This is a genomic window from Sandaracinaceae bacterium, from assembly GCA_020633055.1.
Taxonomy (GTDB): Bacteria; Myxococcota_A; Polyangia; order Polyangiales; family Houyiibacteriaceae; genus JADJJE01.
In genome coordinates this window covers 370,481-388,860 of sequence record JACKEJ010000005.1, presented here as the reverse complement: position 1 = coordinate 388,860, position 18,380 = coordinate 370,481, and the positions used below count along the sequence as shown (strand labels likewise).

Genomic DNA, 18,380 nt, shown 5'->3' with positions numbered 1-18,380 from the left:
CACTCACCTACCAGCCCTTAGTGAAATCTGTTCCAAAGTGACGACACCACGGGCGTTGCAATACGCGACCCACACCCCGATGATGTCCTCTGGCTCCACCCTGCGCAGGATAGCCCACTCGTTCTCAGCTCTCCCTGCATAGGGCGGCGCCCCGTGATGTTCAGCGTCACGGCTGACGTCACGAACGTTCCACGCGTCACGCTCTCTCAGCATCACAACAACGCCGTAGTCCCGCGCCCGGTCGTGTACCGCCCACAGCCCCGCGGCCATGCGATCCTCCACTGCACCGCGGAACCCGCTCGCGTCGCCCAGACTGGTGGCTGTGTGGCGCTGCAGATCTAGGTTGTCGCTCCCACCAGGAAGTCCTTGCTCTAGCATCCGGTGCGCAGCTGCGATCTGCCCTTCGCGGGTGTCCGGGAAGTCGCGACCATGCGTGCCGTGATACAATCCGCCACGCCGGTCGGGCGGGTAGGATTGAGTGCCCCACGTCGCCCGGAGCGGTCTCGCCGCGGTCGCCGCGGGCCGCCCGGTGACCTCGGCACGGCCCCCCGCAGTTCGCTGCGTCGTCCCTTCCAGCGGCGCGCCCTCGCCGATACGAATGGGCGGCGACGCTTCATCTCCAAGCGCCGTGAGCTTGTCGCTGATCGACTGGTGCGCACCTTCGTTCGGCAGGTGGGACGGTGTCGTGGTGTGAGACGAGCCGCCTCCGGGGTCGCGCAGCGTCAGCCCGATGGCGACCGTCTGCAACCCCATGCGTCGCATGGCTTGTTGCATGCGGTGCAATCGCTCGGCTCCCGTTAGATCCGGGTCGTTCGCGAGTCGATCGAGCTCCTCGTAGGCCTGGGTCGCGATCAAATACCCCGTGGCCCCCGCGGTGGCGACGTCCACCGACGCGTGCCCCCAGAACACGTAGCGTTCTAGCGTCCGTCTGCCGGGCCTCAGGAAATGCACCTCGGCGCCGCGGCGGAACTGGCGCGCTCGGCCAATTGTCAGCAGATCCGACATCAACCCGAGCAGATCCACGCTGTCGACCAGAGACCACTCGAGACCGCGATGCCGGCGCTCTGCGATGCTGAGTGTCCCCGCCGCCGTGCTCGAGAACATGGCGGTCCCCAACGCCACTGCAGCGGCTGTCGTGCCTGGGAAAGGCGCGAGGAGCAGCGCGACGCCGAACGCTCCCGTGCTAATCCACGTCAGCCACTCGATCAGCGCGTCCAAGCCCGTGCCGCCCGTCGTGGTCATACGATGGGTGAACCGGGCGCCGCCGATGGCTGCAGCTGGGATCTCCAACTGAATCCGACCGGGCGGGTACTTGTTCCCAGAGACGAACCCTGAGCGCCAGTCCGCTACCAGCTCCCGCATCGCAGCGTGTGCGTTCGGGGCCGACACTTCATGAGTGGAGTGGAGCTGCGTGTGGGGGGATGTATAGTCACAGAGCGTCCAGTCCTGATCACCGTCCCCAGAGTTGGTGCGACATACGAAGACGTTGAGAGGTCTGGCTTCCTGCGTCTCCGTCGCAAAGTATAGGGCCCGAACACCGTGGCGAATCTTGCCGTCCGTCGATTGGAGCTGGTTGGCGAGCGCCGACTTGTAGCGTCGCATCTCGGCCACCTCATCGTTGTGCTGACGCAGCTTACGGCCACGTGGGGGCGTCCTCGACGCTAGCTCCTCCACCACCGACAGCATCATCTCCGTGCGCGGCAAGGCCGCCGAGGGATCGACGATGGCCAGGCGGCGCATCTGCCGACCCGTCTGCAAGATCACTTGCTGTGTGTTGATGATCTGCGAAACCGCCAGCCACTGATCCACGGTGCGATTGGACGAACCCGCCGCGTTGAGAATCACACCGCACAGGACGACGTACGTGCCATCGTCCTCGTCCCAGGTGACGTCGAAGCGCTGGTGACCCGACGGCGGTCGCACCTGAAGCACCTCGTGCTCCGCACCCGTGAGCCGCCACTTCACCCACATGAACCAGTCGCTCCCGACTTCTCCTTGCGCGGTCACGGTGGTTCGTGGCGTGCCGATGGGCTCCGCGTGATATGAAACGACTGCGCCTTCCGTAATCACGGAGACATCGGGTGTCCTCACGAGTGTGTAGGGCACCATCATGGCTCGTTCCCCGACGTGTCGGGTGTGACGAACCCGACACGCCGCCTAGGTCCCGCATTCGCCAAACCCATGAGACTTTCGAACAGGCTGCGCTGATCGTCATCTTGGACGAGGTGATACACGTCCTCCACGAAACCGTTTCCCGTGAACGTGTTGAAGTAGTGATCGTACGCGTCGATCGCCGCGGCTGCCAGCGTTGACCCCATCATGAGAAGACGGAGCGCTGGGTGCAGGAGTTCACCATCGAACCCCGCACGAGCTTCCGTTGCCAGTGTTTTCGCCAGCACGTCTTCGGTGTCGGGGAACGACACGGCGTATGGACCACGGGAGTACTCCGCGAGGGCGACGATGCCTGCGCGCGAGGTGCGACCCGCCCGAATCTCACCCCCCGCCAACTCGATCCGAAAAGGGGTGTCGGGAATCGGCCACCCGTCGGCGTGGAGCCGATGCACCAATGGTTTGGCCCAGCGCACGGGGAGCAGCTGACCTGGCGCACCCGCGACATCTCGGGCAAATGGAGCGGGGACGTAGATGACTCCAGGGTCTGCATCCGCCGTCAGACTCGGTCGATCGGTATCCGGGTCACGCTGCACACACCCAACGCTCCATACGAGCCCTTCATCCACGAGGTCCGCCGAGGTGCCTCCAAAGTTGAACGTGAGCAGGGCGTCTTCGCTCAACCCATGGATCGTCGCGATACTCGCAAGGGAGTCCCCCGCGCGTATGCGGTGCGGGGTTACCGCAGCCAAGCTCCACGACTTGCCGTCAGGTGCATTCTCCCACTCGGCGGTGTCCGACACCGCCGTTCCTTGAGCGTGAGCCGCCTGAACCACCGTATGCTCCAGCGAGAGGGACTCGGCGATCGAACTGCTCACGTGGCATGGTCCCATCGGGATACTGGAGATCTCGACTCGCCCGCCGCTGTCGGTGGTCAGGTCGTGGGTAGTGCCCCCTGCATCGCGAACTTGCAGCACCACGCCAGAGATGGGCGCCCCCGAACGCGCGTCGAAGACGGTTAGGTCAAAGCTCGTTGTGACGGGGAGGTTCTCGGGCTGCTCCTCCTGGAGGACCGGCACTGGCGCCGGCAGCGCGATCTCCCGGACCCAAAGAACGAGCCGATGATGGAAGGCGTCTTGCTCATCGAGTAGGGCATCAATCGAGCGCCCACCGCCAACCTCTCGTTCCAGACCGTTGAAGGCCCCCAACCCCCGGCGACGCTCGTCTTGGACGATGAGGCGAGCTTCATGCCCGCTGACTTGCGTGTAGCCAGTCCAGTCGCGACCATGATCGTCACACCTACCCAACACGTAGACGCGCCCTCCACGGATGAATGGGACGTACATCCCTATCGCCCCCCGGTGCGAGCCATTCGATTCCGCGCGCGGTCCCTGACGCCCATCGGGCGGTACCATCCCGGACGCTGCGCCGGATGTCAACCTCGAGGCAAACCCGATGCCGATCGTTCGCGCCACGGACGGCGGGCGCGTCGCGGCGCGGACGCTCCCATCAGAAGTAGGTGGTCACCGCCGTCTCCGGTGGGTCCGCGGCCGGGAGGCGGAGCGTGGCACGGGCGCCGCCTTCGGGGCGGGACTCGAGGGACAGGTCGCCGTCCATGGCCTGGACGAGCATGTACGAGGTGTAGAGGCCGAGCCCGGTGCCTTCGCCGGGGGGCTTGGTGGTGGCAAAGGGCTCGAACAGGCGCTCGATGATGGCCGCGTCCACGCCGGGGCCCTCGTCGTCCACGTAGAGGTGCACCTCGCGGGCGTCACCGTGGCCGTGCACGCGGATGGTGCGTCCGCTGCCGGGGTGCGCGCGCATGGCGTCCACGGCGTTCTGTAGTGCGTTCACGAGCACCTGCATGAGGCGGTCGGCGTCGGCGGCCACGTGTAGCGCGTAGACACCGGGGTGCACTTCCAGCGTGGGCCCCTCGCGTAGACCTGCCCAGACGAGCGCGCGCGCGCGCTCGACCACGGCGCCCATGGACACGCCTTGCTCCAGCTTGGGCCGCACCAGGTCGCCGCCCGCGAGCAGCGCGTGGGTGATCTTCGCCAGGCGCTTCGTCTCGCTGCGGATCAGCGCGGCGGACTCCTCGACGTCGGCGGTGACCTCGTTCGCGAGGCGGGCGCGCTCGTCGCTCTCGGCCGCTGCGCTGCGGTACACGCCGATCGCGTCGCGCATGTCCGTCGCGAGCGTGCGGATGGTGGCGAGCGGCGTGTTGAGCTCGTGCGCCACGCCCTGTGCGATGCGCCCCAGGCTCGCGAGGCGCTCGGCCAGCAGCAGCTGCCGCTCCTGCACCATCGCGGCGCTGCGGTCCACGTACAGGTTCATGACGCGCTGGTGCCCGGCGCGGCCTGCGAGCGGGAAGGTCATCATCTCGAACGCGCGCTCGCCGCGGTCCACGGACAGCGAGAAGCGACAGCGTCCGCTCTCGCCCGCGTCGAGGGCCCGCACCACGGGGCACTCGTGTGCTTCCTCGCCTGTGTCGTTCACGCGCTCGCAGGCGCGGCTGCTGGGGCAGGTCCACGGGCCTCCGACCGCGAGGTCGGCGTTGAGCTCTTCGGCGCGGCGGTTGCGCCAGGCCAGGCTGCCGTCGGGGTCTACGACCTCGAGGCCGGCGGCCAGCTCGTCGAGCGTGTTGGACATCACCTGGTACTCGAGGGCGGCGCGGTCACGGGCGGCCTTGAGGGCCTCTTCGCGGTCGCGCACCTCTCCGGCCGCGTGGCTGACCACGTACGAGGCCGCAGCCAGCGTGACCACGAAGGCCGCGACGTGCGCAAAGGTGTCCCACCCGGGCAGGGGGGTCCACACACCCAGCTGAAGCGCGGGCACGAACGACGTGAGCCCCAGGAAGCCCGCCATGGCGAACGCTGCAGCGGCCGCGACGAACGTGGCGCGCGGGCCGCCCAGGATCGCGATGAGGGCGACGTGGAAGATGTAGAAGCCCATGAACGGGTTGTCGATGCCGCCCGCCGACCACAGCACGATGGTCAGCATCAGCATGTCGATCAGCGCCTGCGACACGGCGGCGACCGTGCCTGCGCGCACGGAGCGGCGCTGCAGGCGTCGACGCAGCACCGCGTTGTACGAAGACCCGAGCACCACCACGCCCAGCATCACCGGCCAGTTGATGCCCGGGTACTTCCCCGCGAACGCGAACGCGGCGGCGATGAGCACCCCCAGCATGGCCAGAAAGCGCAGGTCGATCAGCCAGCGCAGCCGCTCGGTGGTGAAGTCCCCAGGCGCGTGCGGCTCTCCGAAGAGGGGCGAGGAGGCGCGGTCAGGGGCTCGCTGGGACACGGTCCGCCCCCTAGTAGTCGTCGTCCAGGAGCTGCTCGTCGTCCCCGTCGAACGCCTCGGGGGCTTGCTGACCCGTGCCCGGCGCGCCCTCGCGCTTGCGCCGCTTGAAGGGCGTCACGAACGACTTGTGGATGGCGTCCAGCTCCTTCTTGGTGAGCAGGCGCTGCTGCCCCGGGCGCAGGCCCTCCGTGGACACGCCGGCGAAGGACAGACGCGTCAGGCGCTGGACGCGGTGGCCGATGGCGTCGCCCATGCGGTGGATCTGCCGGTTCTTGCCCTCGCGCAGCGTGATCTGGACCCAGGTGGAGCGGTCTTCGGTACGCAGCACGAACACCTCGGCCTTCTTGGTGACATAGCCGTCGTCGAGCTTCACGCCGTTACGCAGCGCGTCCAGCTGCGGCACGTCCACGTGCCCCTGCAGCTTCGCAGCGTAGACCTTGGGGACACCGACGCTGGGCCGCAGCAGCGCCTCGGCCAGCTCGCCGTCGTTGGTGAGCAAGAGCGCGCCGCTGGTGTGGTAGTCGAGGCGCCCCACGGGGAACACGCGCTCGGGGAGCTTCTCGATGATGTCGGCGAGCGACTCGCGCCCCTCCGGGTCGTGCAGGGTGCTCACGACCTCGCGCGGCTTGTTCAGCACGTAGTAGACCGGGGCGTCTCGCACGAGGCGCCGGCCATCCACCTCCACGCGGTCGAGGTGATCGTCCACCTTCACGCCCAGCTCGGTCACGATCTTGCCGTTGACCCGCACGCGCCCGTCGGTGATGTACTTCTCGGCGCCGCGCCGCGAGGCGATCCCCGCCTGGGCGAGGACCTTCTGGAGTCGTTGCTGCGCCATGAGAGCTGCTTACGCGCCGCGCCGACCGTCGTCGCGGTCCCAGACGTCCACGCGGCCATCGCCGTCGAGGTCCGTGCCCATCCGGATGAGGCGGCCGTCCTCGAAGTATTCCCAGCGATCGGGCTGCCAGGTCTCGGCCGTGCTGCGTCCCGCGAGGTCACGCTCGGTGCGTACGGCTTCGCCGCCCTCGTAAAAGATCTTGGTGTCCACGCGGCCATCACCGTTGGTGTCCTGCTCGAGGCGCGCCACGCGCCCGTGCTCGAAGTAGGTCACCTGGTCCATGCGGCCGTCGAAGTCGCGGTCCGACTCTTCGGAGCGGGGACGCCCCTCGTCCGTGTAGAAGCGGACGACGTCCTTGACCCCGTCACCGTTGAGGTCCGCCTCGCGGCACACGAGCACGAGACGGGAGAGCCTACCGCTGCCAACCGTGAGGAACACCTTCCGCACGTCGGGGATGTCGTCGCCGGAGGTGTCGTACTCGCTGACCTCGTACTGCGGACCGTCTGCCTGACAGCGGCCTTGGTCGTCGGGGCGATCGGTGAGGCGTGTGGCCTGCTGGGGGGTGGTCTCCGTGCCACCCCGCTTGCAGCCGCTCACACCAGCCAGCGAGAGCAGGCAGACCAACGAACAGCACACGGAGCGGAGCAACGGGCGCATCGCGCGCGACGATCTCGAATGCATGATCAAAGGCCTCCCTTGGCGTCTTCGGGGTCAGGCACGAACAGCTCGTCCTCACCGTTGGTGTCGTCGCCGCGGGTGTCCTCTCCACCCGAGGTGGAGTCGTCGGCGGCCGGGGGCTCCGGCGTCTCGGAGGTGGGCGTGGCCGGGGCTGCGGACATGTCGCAACGCAAGCGTTCCTCGGGCGGTCCGGCGTCGTCGGGGTGGACCGTGTCGGTGCGGTCCACCTCGCCGTTGTTGTCGAGGTCGTAGCGCACCTCGATCAGGCTGCCGTTGCGGAACATCTCCCACTTCTCGACCTGCCCATCGTTGTTGTCGTCGTAGCGCGCCTCGACGAGCATGCCGTCCGCGTAGATCTCCCACACGTCCGGGCGGCCCCGGTTGCGCCGGTCGCGCTGGGCCCGCGACACCAGGCCGTTCTCGCACCACATCCACGTGTCCACGCGGTTGTCGAAGGTGGTGTCGAGCTCCTTGCGGCGCATCACGCCGCCGCTGTAGTACGCGATCTCGTCTAGGCGACCGTCGAAGTCGTAGTCGTGCTCTTCACGCGCCACGGTCGTTCCATCCGCTTCGAAGAAGCGCGTGACGTCCACACGGCCGTCGAAGTTCATGTCGATCTCGACGCACACCAGGCGCCCACCGTTGGCGTGCTCCTGGATGTCGGCGCGACCATCGTTGTTGACGTCGATGCCACGCGTGACGGGCGCGACGCTCTCGCAACGCACGCGGTCTTCCATGCTGGTGAGCACGTCCTCCTCTTCGCCGTCGGGAGTGGTGCCCTCGCCGGCGTCCGAGCCACGGCCCTTGCAGCCCACCCCGCCCATCATCAGGGCGATGACGGCGAGGGTCAGCGTCAGGCGGGAAGGCCAGGCGGCGCGGAGGCTGGCGCCGCCGACGACGGGCGCGACGGAGGCGTGCGATGGGAAGAGGTGAATCATGAGTGGTTCTCAGGATGCCGGACGGCCGCCCGCTGTGCGAGCGAAGAGGCCCCAGCCGCAGCGCAGCATACGACCAACGGGACCCCATCGGCAAGCCGCCGCGAAGGAGCCTACGCACACGGTTGACAGTACACGTCATGCCATGTATGTTCACTTCGCTCGCAGATCGCGGGCACCAACGCGGACAACGGTGCAGATGGCGCGCAAGAAGATCTCCACGACCGTGTACATCACCCCCGAGCAGAACGAGCAGCTGAAGCTCCTGCACGACCGCACCAAGGTGCCCATCGCGGTGTACATCCGCGAAGGCATCGATCTGGTCCTGCGACGTCACGCGGACGAGCTACCGGGTCAGCTGTCGTTGACCGCCGCCGACGACTGACGCGCTCCCTGTCGCGCCGGTCGTGTCTCCTGGGTCTTGCGGTTGCAAGAGGGCCGGCTGCGCGCCAAGGTCCCGGCCGCCCGGCCGCCCGACGCGACGTCGCATCGCAGCGTGAGCCGTTGCCCTCAAGGGCGCCTTCATGAGCTACGACCCCGCACGCATCCGCAACTTCAGCATCATCGCGCACATCGATCACGGGAAGAGCACGCTCGCCGATCGCATCCTCGAGGTCACGGGCGCCATCACCGCGCGTGAGAAGAAGGCGCAGCTGCTCGACCGCATGGAGCTCGAGCAGGAGCGCGGCATCACCATCAAGGCGCAGGGCGTGCGGCTGCCGTACATCGCGCTCGACGGCACCGAGTACCAGCTCAACCTGATCGACACGCCGGGCCACGTGGACTTCTCCTACGAGGTCAGCCGCTCGCTGGCGGCGTGCGAGGGCGCGCTGCTGGTGGTGGACGCCACGCAGGGGGTCGAGGCGCAGACGCTGGCCAACGTGTACCTCGCGCTCGAGAACAACCTCGAGATCATCCCGGTGTTCAACAAGGTGGACCTGCCCAGCGCCGACGTGGATCGCGTGCGGCGCGAGGTGGAGGACGTGATCGGCCTCGACTGCTCCGAGGTGCTGCCCTGCAGCGGCAAGACGGGCGAGGGGGTGCGCGAGATCCTCGAGGCCATCTGCCGCCGCGTGCCGCCGCCGAAGTTCAACACCGCGGAGAACGCGCCGCTGCGCGCGCTCATGTTCGACAGCTGGTACGACACCTACCGCGGCGCGATGGGCATGGTGCGCGTGGTGGACGGGACGCTGCGCAAGGGCGAGAAGATCAAGATGATGGCGACGGGGGCCGTCTACGAGGCCACGGAGCTGGGCGTCTACTCCCCGTTCCCGGTTGCCGTCGATCACCTCGGCCCAGGCGAGGTCGGCTTCTTCGGCGCGAGCATCAAGACCATCCGCGACACGAAGGTGGGCGACACCATCACCCAGCTGCACAACCAGGCGACCGACGCGCTGGCCGGCTTCCAAGAGGTGAAGCCGATGGTGTTCTGCGGCGTGTTCCCGACGGACGGCGAGCAGTACCCCGAGCTGCGGGACGCGCTCGACAAGCTGCACCTGAACGACAGCGCCTTCCAGTTCGAGCCGGAGAACTCGGACGCCCTCGGGTTCGGCTTCCGCTGCGGCTTCCTCGGCCTGCTGCACATGGAGATCGTGCAGGAGCGCTTGGAGCGCGAGTACAACCTGGACTTGATCACCACGGCCCCGAGCGTGGTGTACCGCGTGACCAACGAGAAGGGCGAGACCTTCGAGGTCGAGAACCCGTCGCGCCTGCCCGACGGGCGCGTGAAGATCGAAGAGCCGTACTTCACGGTCTCCATCCACGTGCCCGAGGCCTACGTCGGCGCGGTCATCAAGCTCTGCCAGAACCGGCGCGGCGAGCAGAAGAACATCCAGTACGCCTCGACCGACCGCGTGATCATCACCTACGAGCTGCCGCTCGGTGAGGTGCTGTTCGACTTCTTCGATCAGCTCAAGAACGCGACACGCGGCTATGCCTCGATGGACTACGAGCTGGCGGGCTACCGCGAGAACAAGCTGGTGCGCCTGGACATGCTGATCAACGGCGAGAAGCTCGACGCGCTCAGCGCCATCGTCCACATGGACAACGCGCAGCACATCGGGCGTGCGCTGGCGAGCAAGCTCAAGGGCATCGTGCCGCAGCAGCAGTTCGAGGTCGCCATCCAAGCGGCCATCGGCACCAAGGTGATCGCGCGCGAGACCGTGCGCGCGCTGCGCAAGGACGTGACGGCCAAGTGCTACGGCGGCGACATCAGCCGCAAGCGCAAGCTCCTCGAGAAGCAGAAGGAGGGCAAGAAGCGCATGAAGTCGGTGGGGCGCGTGGACATCCCGCAGGCGGCGTTCCATGCCATCCTGAAGGTCAACGACTAGTCGTCCCCGAGGCCCCCATGGACCAGGTGCGCGCGCTCGCCGAGCGCCTCGACATTCCCCTGACCGACGCCGCTGGCGAGCGCCTCTCCGCGTTCCTGGCGCTGACCTCGCTGTGGGGCAAGCGCATCGACCTGACCAGCGCGCGCGACGACGCCGCGCTGGCCGAGATCTTGTTCGTCGACGCGCTGCACATGGTGTCCGAAACGCTGGTCCCACGCGGCGCTCGTGTGTTGGACGTTGGCGCCGGCGTCGGTGCGCCCACGCTCCCCATGCTGCTGCTGCGCGACGACCTGCGCGCGCTGCTGGTGGAGCCGCGCCGAAAGCGGGTGGCGTTCTTGCGCACGGCGGTCGGGAGCCTCGGGCTCGCGTCGCGCGTGCAGGTGGTCGAGGCCAAGCTGGACCTCGCGCACCCGACGGCGCTGACCGACGCGCACGGGTCGGTGGACGTCGCGCTCGCGCGGGCCACGTTCTCGCCGCCCGTGTGGCTGGGGCTGGGCCGGCAGCTCGCTCCCCGCACGCTGGTGTTGACCGCGCAGGAGGCTCCGCCCGAAGGGGCGCTCACCGCCGTGAGCTACGCGGTGCCCAGCAACGGGGCCAAGCGGGTGGTCAGCGCCTACGCGTCGGGGTGACGCGGGCGCGAGCGTGTCGCTCGGTGTCTTCGGGCTGAGACGCGCCGATCAGCGCGTGCGCGCCGGGATGATCTGGATGCGCCGGCGCATCCCCTCGCCAGACGACGACGTGGTGACGCCCTCCAGCTTGGCCAGCGACAGGTGGATGACGCGCCGGTCGCGCGCGCTCATGGGGCGCAGCGTGACGACCTTGCCCTGCGTGACGGCGCGCTTGGCCTCGCGACGGGCCATGCTCACCAAGCCCTTGTCGTGGCGATCGCGGTAGTCGCCCGAGTCCAGCACGATGTGACGCCGACCCTCGGGGTCGCGGTTGACCACCTTGTTCAGGATGAACTGCAGGGCGTCCAGGGTCTGGCCCTTCTTGCCGATGACCATGCCCGCGTCCGGCCCCACCAAGTCGAGCACGATGCGCTCGTCGTCCTCGCGGATGTCCACGTCCACGTCGAAGTCCATCAGGTCCAGGATGTCCTCGAGGGCGTCGGCGGCGAGCTCGGCCTTCTTGTCGTTCTCGGGGCGCGGGGTGGCGGCGGGGGCCGGGCCATCCTCGAGGAGGAGGGCGCCGTCGTGGAGCTTGGGGTCTCGGTCGCTCATGGGCTTGACGGATCCTACAACAGGCCGTGGGAATCGGCGATGAACTTGGTGGCGCTCAGGCTGGCTTCTCGGCCGCCTTCTTGGCGGTGCTGGCGGCCAGCTGGACGCGGATGTAGTGCTGCTGCGCGATGCTCAGCACGGAGTTGGTGACCATGTAGAGGCACAGGCCGGCAGGCAGGAACAGCATGAAGCCCGTGATCATGATGGGCATCATGTAGAGCATGATCTTCGCCTGCGTGGGGTCCATGGAGGCGGTGGGGGTGAGCTTCTGCTGCACGAACATCAGGCCACCCAGGAGGAGGGGCAGGACGAAGTAGGGGTCGCGCGCCGAGAGATCGGTCCAGAACAGCGCGAACGGCGCGTGATACAGCTCGAGGTTGGTGGAGAGGCTCTGGTAGAGCGCAAACCAGATGGGCATCTGCAGCAGCATCGGCAAGCAGCCCGCGAACGGGTTGACCTTGTGCTCGCGGTACAGGTTCATCGTGGCCTGCCCCTTGGCCTCGCGATCGTCCCCGTACTTCTCGTTGAGCGCCTCCATGTGAGGCTTCAGCTCGTTCATCTTCGCCATGTTCTTGAAGCTGGCGGCGGTGAGCGGATAGAGCACGAGCTTGACGAGGAACGTCAGCAGGATGATGGCGAGGCCCCAGTTGCCGACGAGCGCGAAGATCGAGCGTAGGAGCCAGACGAGCCCCTCGGCGATGAACGTGAACCAGCCCAGGTCGACCGCCGCGCTGGCCCGGTGGCCGAACGCGTGCATCAGGTCGAGGTCCTTGGGCCCCATGTAGATGGGGGTGCGCACGACCGTGTCGGCGCCCGCCGCGAGCGTGACGCGCGGGTAGCGCAGCGCGGCCTCGAAGAGCGTTCCCACGGCGGTGGGGCGCCCGCGGTTGTCCATGAAGATCTGGCAGCGCTCCGCGGAGTCGTCTTCGGCTGCGATGAGGGTCGCGAAGTATTGGTTGCTGATGGCGGCCCAGCCCACGTCGGGGCCGAAGCCGAAGCTCATGCTCGACGGATTGTCGTCATCGAGCTTGTTGCGGTCGAAGCGCTCCTGCTCGCTGTTCTCGTCGTAGGAGCACTGCCCGAAGGACGCGAACGGGGAGGGGCGCCCGAGGAACGTGCTGCCTTCGGCCTCGCGCGAGACGTAGTGGGCCGTGCGCACGTTGACGCGCACCGGGCGGGAGACGCGCCCGTCGTTCTGGATGCGCACCGTCGACCACAGCTGGTAGGGCGAGCTGCCGGCTTCCCACTGGCGCGTGACGGTGAAGCCGTCGGCCACCAGCTCGAAGCGCACCTTGTTGGGCTCGGGCTGGCTCATGGTCCAGACCGCGTCCTCCGGGATGTCGATGCCGCCGAGGTCCAGGCGCAGCGGGTAGTAGCGCTCCTGGTCGGTGCTGACCATCTCGTGCAGCTCGCCGCTCTCGCTCGCGAAGCGCTCGCCCTTGATGCGCATGCTGCGCACGGCCGTGTTCAGGTTGGTGAACGTGGCGATGAAGTGCTCGGTCTCGATGCGCGCCTCTTGGGCGTTCGCGGCGCGAGCCTCCATCGCCTCGGCGCCCACTCCGCGCGTCTCCGTGGCGTCCGCCGGGCCTGCTCCCTCGCCGGCGGCGATCGCGGCCTCGGGTGGGGCCTCGTCCGCGCCGAAGAGCTTGAGCGCGGCGTAGGCGCCACCCAGCACGAGCGTGAGGGCGAGGAGCGGGAGCAGTTGCGTCTTGGGATCGTCAGACATCGTGAGGTCGGTCTTCGGGGGGCGCGGGGAGAGCCGGCGGGGGGTCGTAGCCACCCGGGTTGAACGGGTGACAGCGGCAGATGCGTTTGGCCCCCAACCAGCCCCCGCGCAAGGCGCCGAAGCGCTCGATGCACGTGGCGGTGTAGCGCGAGCAAGAGGGCTCGAAGCGGCAGACGCTACCGATCAGGGGAGACAAGGTCCACCAGTAGATCCGGATCAGGACCAGGAACAGCCACTGCAGCGGGTTCTTTCGAGGGGCGCTCATGTGGAGGACCCTGATCTAGCAGCTCCGCCGGTCGGCGTCGGCGCGGGCAGGCGATCGCGCTGTCGCACCAGGGCCTCGCGGACGCCCTCGAGGTCGCGCAGGAGCTCGCCATAGCGGACGCGCTCGGCGCCCTGCTTGGCGATGAAGACTAGGTCGGTGTGGCGCGGGAACAGCGTCAGGTTGCGCCGAAACACCTCGCGGACGACGCGCTTGATGCGATTTCGCGTGACCGCGTTGCCGACCTTCTTGGTGACCGTCACGCCCAGCCGCGGCGCTTCCACCGGGCTGCTGGCCAGGACGATCAAGAATTGGCGTGTGTGGACACGCCCGCGGCTCGACTGGATGCGGCGATAGTCGGCCCGCCGTCGCACGCGGGCGCTCGGCGGGTACGCCTCCGTCATGTTGCCGCTGGGGCGGGGGCGCGCGATGGGCCCCCGTCCGGGCTCACTTCTCGAAGGTGGTGACCACCAGGCGCGTGCGGCCCTTGCGGCGACGGGCGGAGAGCACCTTGCGGCCTCCCGCGGTCTTCATGCGCGCACGGAAACCGTGGGTGCGCTTACGGCTGGTCTTGCTGGGCTGATAAGTCCGCTTCACGGCACATTCTCCGAAAATTATGGACCGATGCCGTCGGGCGGCTTCGGGGCCGCGCAATCAAGCATGCGGCATGGGTCGTGTCAAGCGTGCGCCGTGGGGCGCGGGTCTCACGAGTCCGGCTGGAGGGCGGTCCTCGCGGAGCGAAGCGGTCGTGAGCGGGAGAGGGGAGCCCCGGGCCCGGGCTCGGTCGCGCTGGCGCTCCCTGCGGTGCCTCCCCCATTTGAGCGCGCTGCGGAGCAGCGCGCGAAATGGGGCCCCCCCGACACCCGGGCCCGGGGCTCCCCTCTCCCTCGGCGACGTCTGGGCTTGTGGGGCGCGGCTGAGTCGGGACGGGCGCGTGGGATCCGCTGGGGCGCTGGAGGGCTCGACTGTGCGCGGGGGAGTCGGGATGGGGGGTGGGTTGGGGGGGGGCGGGAATGACATGCGTCTGCGTGGGGCGGACCCGACGAACACGATGGCGAGGACGACGGGCGAGGACGATGGACCATCACGAGGACGCGCACGCGCACGCGCAGGAACACGATCACGATCACGCGCACGAACACGATCTCGCGCACGAGCACGCGCACGAACACAGTCACGGGCACGAACACAGTCACGCGCACGAACACGAACACGCGCACGAACACGAATACGTGGACACGCATGCGTACGCGGACGAACACGCGCGCGACGGGTGGGGCGAACGCTACCGAGACTGGGGGGAGTCCGCTGGTCTAGAGTGTCGGGGTGTCCAGCGTTGCTGTCTCCTCTGGCTCTGCGCCGACCGAGTCCCCGACTGCGGGGGCTCCGGTGTCCCGTGGGCTCCTGATCTTGCGCGGGATCCTGTTCGGCAGTGTCGCGCTGGCGTTTCCCGTCTCGGCGGGCTTGGTCTTCGGGCTGGGGGTGGACCGGCATGCGGCGGCGGACGGGCTGTCGGTCGTCTACGGCGTGGGCTTGGTGTCGGCCGTGTTCGCCAGCTTCTTTCCGCTGCCCAGCTTGCGGACGTGGACGCGCGCGCAGCGGGTCGAGTCGTTGGTGCTGGCCTTCCTTGGGATGTCCTACGTCACACACCTCAGCTGGGAGCTCGGCTGGCTCGTGCTGCGCGACGCGATCGCCGCGAGCCCAGACGCCCCGTGGGCCTACGTGTGGTGGGCTTACATCGATGGCGGGGACGCGCGCTATGCGGTGGGTGACCCGTTGTTGATCGCGATGGAGACCCTCTCGGTCTGCAATGGGCTGGTGGGGGCGACGGCGCTGGTCCGCTACCTGCGCTCGGGTCGCACGGCCACGCGGGCGCGCCTCGTCATGGGCGGCACCGCGGTGGTGCACCTCTACTCGGCTTCCCTCTACTACGCGAGCGAGCTGCTGACGGGCCTGCCGAACGTGGGGGACGGGTTCATCGCCGTCTACATCAAGTTCGGGTTGGCGAACGCGCTGTGGGTGGTGGCGCCGTTCTTCGTGTTCGCCTGGTGCCTGAACGGCGTCGCGCCGAGGCCCGAAGACCCCGGCGCGACGTTGCCGTAGTGGTCGCCGTGCGGCGCGTCAGGGCGCGTCGGTGGCCGTGAAGCGGACGTTGTAGTCCACGGTGAGCGAGCTCTTGGGGGCCTCGTCGATGCTCAGCCCGTCGAGCGCGTGCTGGATGCACGCCACCAGTTCTTCGTCGTCGACGTTCGAGTGCGTGACCTCCACGCCGCTGATGGTGGTCTCGCTCTTGGCGAGGCTCACGCGCAGGCTCAGGTCGCCCCCGAGGGTCTCGTCGCGCGTGAGGGCCTCGCGGTAGCACTCGTTCAGCGTGGTCTGGCGCGCGTCGATGGCGCTGCGTAGGTCGGCCTGCGCCGTGCCCACGCCGCCGCAGCCTGCGGCGACCGCCGCGAGCGCGAGGGCCCCCACGAGCACGAGGAGGTGGGTGGCGCCCAGTCGGCGGTTCGTGATGGTGTGCTGCATCTTGCTCACGGGGTAGCCTCCCCGCCCTGCGGGGCGCGCTCGACGATGTTGAACTCCACGCGGCGGTTCTCGGCCCGGCCCGCGTCCGTGTCGTTGGTGGCCCGCGGCCGCGTCAGGCCATAGCCCTCGCTCGTGAGCCGCGCGGCATCGACGCCGTGCTCCGTGAGGTAGCGCATCACGGACGCGGCGCGGCGCGTGGACAGCTCCAGGTTGTAGCGCGCGGTGCCCACGTTGTCGGTGTGGCCCTCGATGCGTAGGCGCAGGATCTCGGGGTGCTCCTGGATCACGCTCACGATGTTGTCCATGAGCCCGAAGGAGCTGGCGTCGATGACGTCGCTGTCGAACGCGAAGTTGATCGTCTCGCGTACCTCGATCGCGGTCTCGGTCACTTCGACGACGGGCGGGGGAGGCGGAGGAGGCGGGGGTGGTGGCGGCGCTGGTCTCGCCGCGGTGACCCGGATCGGGTCCGTCTCGACCAAGGGTGTGACACCACCACAGCCGACCGCAGCGAGCGACAAAATCGCGGCTGTGGCCAGGCACGTGGGCTGACGGTACTTCATGGGAACTCCTTCTGTGGTTCATGTGCGCGAGTTGCGCACACCTGCCCCTGTGTTGAGACACTGGGGTACAACGTCACCGCCCAGGATTCAACCCTTGGTACCCGGTCGGACGACCTCCCATCCCCACGCAGGAGGCGAGCCCCTCCCGCACGACGGCGCTCAGGCTCGGCCGCGGAGGCCGGCGAACACCGTGTCGCGCACCGTATCCACCTCGTCCTCGATGCGAGCGTGCGGGACGTCGAGGTGGGCCAGCGCCTGGCGGGTCATCTCGAGCCCGGTCTCGACCTCGGGTAGGACCACGTCGCGCACCTCGAGCTCGCGGAACACGGCCATGAAGTGCGGGTCCGAGGTGCGCGCCACGACCTTCAGCGCGGGGTTGCGGGCCCGCGCGTGGACGACGATCGAGCGCGTGACGACCATCTCGGGCGTGCTCACCACCAACAAGCGCGCCGCGGAGATGTGCGCGGCGTCGAGCACCACCTCGTGGCTGGCGTCCCCGTAGATGACCGGCATGCCCGCCTCTTGCGCCTGCTCCACCCGCCGATGGTCGAGCTCGACGATGACGATGGAGAAGCCGAGCCGGTGCAGCACCTGGGCCACCTGCAACCCCACGCGGCCCCCCCCTGCGAGCACGACGTGGTCGTGGAGGCCGTCGTCCGGCAGGTTCTTCGTCTCGAACTGACGGACGGGAGCGCGCTTGCGGAGCCACGCATAGACGCGCGCCGTCTGACCCGAGATCAGCGGCGTGAGGGCCATCGTGATGATGGCCGTCGTGAGCACCAGCGAGTAGAGGCTGTGGTCGATGGAGCCGGTCGAGACGCCCACCCGCGCCAGCACGAAGGAGAACTCGCCGATCTGGAACAGGCCGAGGCCCATCGCGATGGGGACCACATTGCCATAGCGGAAGACGCGCGCGAGCAGGGCGAAGATGATGCCCTTCGAGACGCTGACGCTCACGACCAGCAGGGCCACCTCGCGCAGGTGTGCCATGAGGAACTCGAGGTCGAGCAGCATCCCGACCGAGGCGAAGAACAGCAGCCCGAACAGGTCACGCAGCGGGATGATGTCGCTGAGGGCTTGGTGACCGTAGTCGGACTCGCTCAGCACCAGCCCCGCGACGAACGCGCCGAAGGCGAAGGACAGGCCCACGAGGTGGGTGGCGTAGCCGATGCCGAGGCCGATGGCCGTGATGGCGAGCAGGAAGAGCTCGCGCGAGCCGAGCTTGGCGATGTGGCGTATCAGGCCGGGCAGGATGCGGGTGCCGAGCAGGACCATGCCCCCGATGAAGACCGCCGCCTTGAGCGCCGCGAAGGCGATTGGGAGCAGGCCCCCGTCAGGGCTGCTCAGCTGAGGCAGGACCACCATCAAGGGGATGACGGCGAGGTCTTGTACGATGAGGGTCCCGATGATGACCTTGCTGGACAAGGTCCCGAGCAACCCCTGGGCCATGAGCGTCTTGAGGATGACCATCGTGCTCGAGAGCGAGATGAGCGAGCCGAGCCAGACGGACGCCCTCCAGTCTAGTCCCAGCCAGGGTCCGATCAGGACGCCGACGCCGATGGTGAGCAGCATCTGGATGGGTGTCCCGATCAGCGCCACGTGGCGCACGGGCTTCAGGTCCTTGAGCGAGAACTCGAGACCGAGCGCAAACAGCAGCAGCGCGACGCCGATCTCGGCGAGGAGCTCGATCTCGTGCGTGTGCGAGACGGTGAGGCCCGCCGTGTTGGGGCCCAGGAGGACGCCCGCCAGGATGTAGCCGAGCACCAGTGGCTGGCCGAGCCGGTGCAGCACCAGGCCGCATCCGAATCCGAAAACGATCAGGAGAATGATGTCGGTCGCGATACCCAAGGGTGCGCAGCCTGCTCAGGGCTCACGCGAGCGTCAAGGTTCCTAGCCAAGAGC

Annotated in this window: 18 protein-coding genes; 4 read left to right on the top strand and 14 right to left on the bottom strand. The window is 68.3% G+C overall.

The window, feature by feature from the left end; all coding sequences use genetic code 11:
• Positions 1 to 3: 3 nt before the first annotated feature.
• The 6 genes from H6726_06475 to H6726_06450 form a co-directional block, all read right to left on the bottom strand.
• Complete coding sequence (locus H6726_06475) at positions 4 to 2,112, bottom strand: hypothetical protein (protein MCB9657282.1); 2,109 nt, start codon at positions 2,110 to 2,112, stop codon at positions 4 to 6.
• Positions 2,109 to 3,455, bottom strand: coding sequence for a hypothetical protein (locus H6726_06470; GenBank protein MCB9657281.1), 1,347 nt, complete (start codon positions 3,453 to 3,455; stop codon positions 2,109 to 2,111). Before H6726_06470 ends, H6726_06475 begins: the two co-directional genes overlap by 4 nt.
• 163 nt (positions 3,456 to 3,618) lie before the next feature.
• Positions 3,619 to 5,409, bottom strand: coding sequence for a hypothetical protein (locus H6726_06465; GenBank protein MCB9657280.1), 1,791 nt, complete (start codon positions 5,407 to 5,409; stop codon positions 3,619 to 3,621).
• A gap of 10 nt (positions 5,410 to 5,419) precedes the next feature.
• A complete protein-coding gene (locus tag H6726_06460; protein ID MCB9657279.1) occupies positions 5,420 to 6,244 on the bottom strand; it encodes an rRNA pseudouridine synthase in 825 nt (274 codons plus the stop codon).
• Between the two features lie 9 nt (positions 6,245 to 6,253).
• Positions 6,254 to 6,901 carry a hypothetical protein gene (locus H6726_06455; GenBank protein MCB9657278.1) on the bottom strand — a complete coding sequence of 216 codons (648 nt, stop codon included), beginning with the start codon at positions 6,899 to 6,901 and terminating at the stop codon, positions 6,254 to 6,256.
• A gap of 26 nt (positions 6,902 to 6,927) precedes the next feature.
• Positions 6,928 to 7,860: a hypothetical protein gene (locus tag H6726_06450; GenBank protein MCB9657277.1), complete on the bottom strand. Its 933-nt coding sequence runs from the start codon at positions 7,858 to 7,860 to the stop codon at positions 6,928 to 6,930.
• 196 nt (positions 7,861 to 8,056) lie between these two features.
• Between H6726_06450 and H6726_06445 the strand changes: the two genes are divergently transcribed.
• The 3 genes from H6726_06445 (at position 8,057) to H6726_06435 (ending at position 10,816) form a co-directional block, all read left to right on the top strand.
• On the top strand, positions 8,057 to 8,242 hold the full coding sequence (locus H6726_06445) for a ribbon-helix-helix domain-containing protein (GenBank protein ID MCB9657276.1): 186 nt from the start codon (positions 8,057 to 8,059) through the stop codon (positions 8,240 to 8,242).
• Between the two features lie 139 nt (positions 8,243 to 8,381).
• Positions 8,382 to 10,187 carry an elongation factor 4 gene (lepA, locus tag H6726_06440; protein ID MCB9657275.1) on the top strand — a complete coding sequence of 602 codons (1,806 nt, stop codon included), beginning with the start codon at positions 8,382 to 8,384 and terminating at the stop codon, positions 10,185 to 10,187.
• 17 nt (positions 10,188 to 10,204) lie between these two features.
• Positions 10,205 to 10,816, top strand: a complete 612-nt coding sequence (locus H6726_06435; GenBank protein ID MCB9657274.1) for a class I SAM-dependent methyltransferase — start codon at positions 10,205 to 10,207, stop codon at positions 10,814 to 10,816.
• 48 nt (positions 10,817 to 10,864) lie between these two features.
• Here the strand turns inward: H6726_06435 and H6726_06430 are convergent, their stop codons facing one another.
• Genes H6726_06430 through rpmH form a run of 5 tightly spaced genes read right to left on the bottom strand, consistent with a single transcriptional unit; the run spans position 10,865 to position 13,992 of the window.
• Entirely contained in the window at positions 10,865 to 11,407 is a 543-nt protein-coding gene (locus tag H6726_06430; protein ID MCB9657273.1) for a KH domain-containing protein, read from the bottom strand.
• A gap of 55 nt (positions 11,408 to 11,462) precedes the next feature.
• Positions 11,463 to 13,133 (bottom strand): membrane protein insertase YidC, encoded by a 1,671-nt coding sequence (gene yidC, locus H6726_06425; protein ID MCB9657272.1) that lies wholly within the window; start codon positions 13,131 to 13,133, stop codon positions 11,463 to 11,465.
• Entirely contained in the window at positions 13,126 to 13,398 is a 273-nt protein-coding gene (yidD, locus tag H6726_06420; protein MCB9657271.1) for a membrane protein insertion efficiency factor YidD, read from the bottom strand. The genes yidC and yidD overlap by 8 nt, the downstream gene beginning before the upstream one ends.
• Positions 13,395 to 13,799: a ribonuclease P protein component gene (gene rnpA, locus H6726_06415; protein ID MCB9657270.1), complete on the bottom strand. Its 405-nt coding sequence runs from the start codon at positions 13,797 to 13,799 to the stop codon at positions 13,395 to 13,397. The genes yidD and rnpA overlap by 4 nt, the downstream gene beginning before the upstream one ends.
• Before the next feature lie 43 nt (positions 13,800 to 13,842).
• Positions 13,843 to 13,992, bottom strand: coding sequence for a 50S ribosomal protein L34 (gene rpmH / locus H6726_06410; protein ID MCB9657269.1), 150 nt, complete (start codon positions 13,990 to 13,992; stop codon positions 13,843 to 13,845).
• 729 nt (positions 13,993 to 14,721) lie between these two features.
• On the opposite strand from rpmH, the gene H6726_06405 reads away from it, so the two are divergent.
• Positions 14,722 to 15,498, top strand: coding sequence for a hypothetical protein (locus tag H6726_06405; protein MCB9657268.1), 777 nt, complete (start codon positions 14,722 to 14,724; stop codon positions 15,496 to 15,498).
• Positions 15,499 to 15,516: 18 nt separating this feature from the next.
• On the opposite strand, the gene H6726_06400 is transcribed toward H6726_06405, so the two are convergent.
• The 3 genes from H6726_06400 to H6726_06390 all read right to left on the bottom strand — a co-directional run bounded on the left by H6726_06400 (position 15,517) and on the right by H6726_06390 (position 18,326).
• On the bottom strand, positions 15,517 to 15,927 hold the full coding sequence (locus H6726_06400) for an AgmX/PglI C-terminal domain-containing protein (GenBank protein ID MCB9657267.1): 411 nt from the start codon (positions 15,925 to 15,927) through the stop codon (positions 15,517 to 15,519).
• A complete protein-coding gene (locus H6726_06395) occupies positions 15,924 to 16,478 on the bottom strand; it encodes an OmpA family protein (GenBank protein ID MCB9657266.1) in 555 nt (184 codons plus the stop codon). The genes H6726_06400 and H6726_06395 overlap by 4 nt, the downstream gene beginning before the upstream one ends.
• Before the next feature lie 159 nt (positions 16,479 to 16,637).
• Positions 16,638 to 18,326: a cation:proton antiporter gene (locus tag H6726_06390; GenBank protein MCB9657265.1), complete on the bottom strand. Its 1,689-nt coding sequence runs from the start codon at positions 18,324 to 18,326 to the stop codon at positions 16,638 to 16,640.
• Between the last annotated feature and the right edge of the window lie 54 nt (positions 18,327 to 18,380).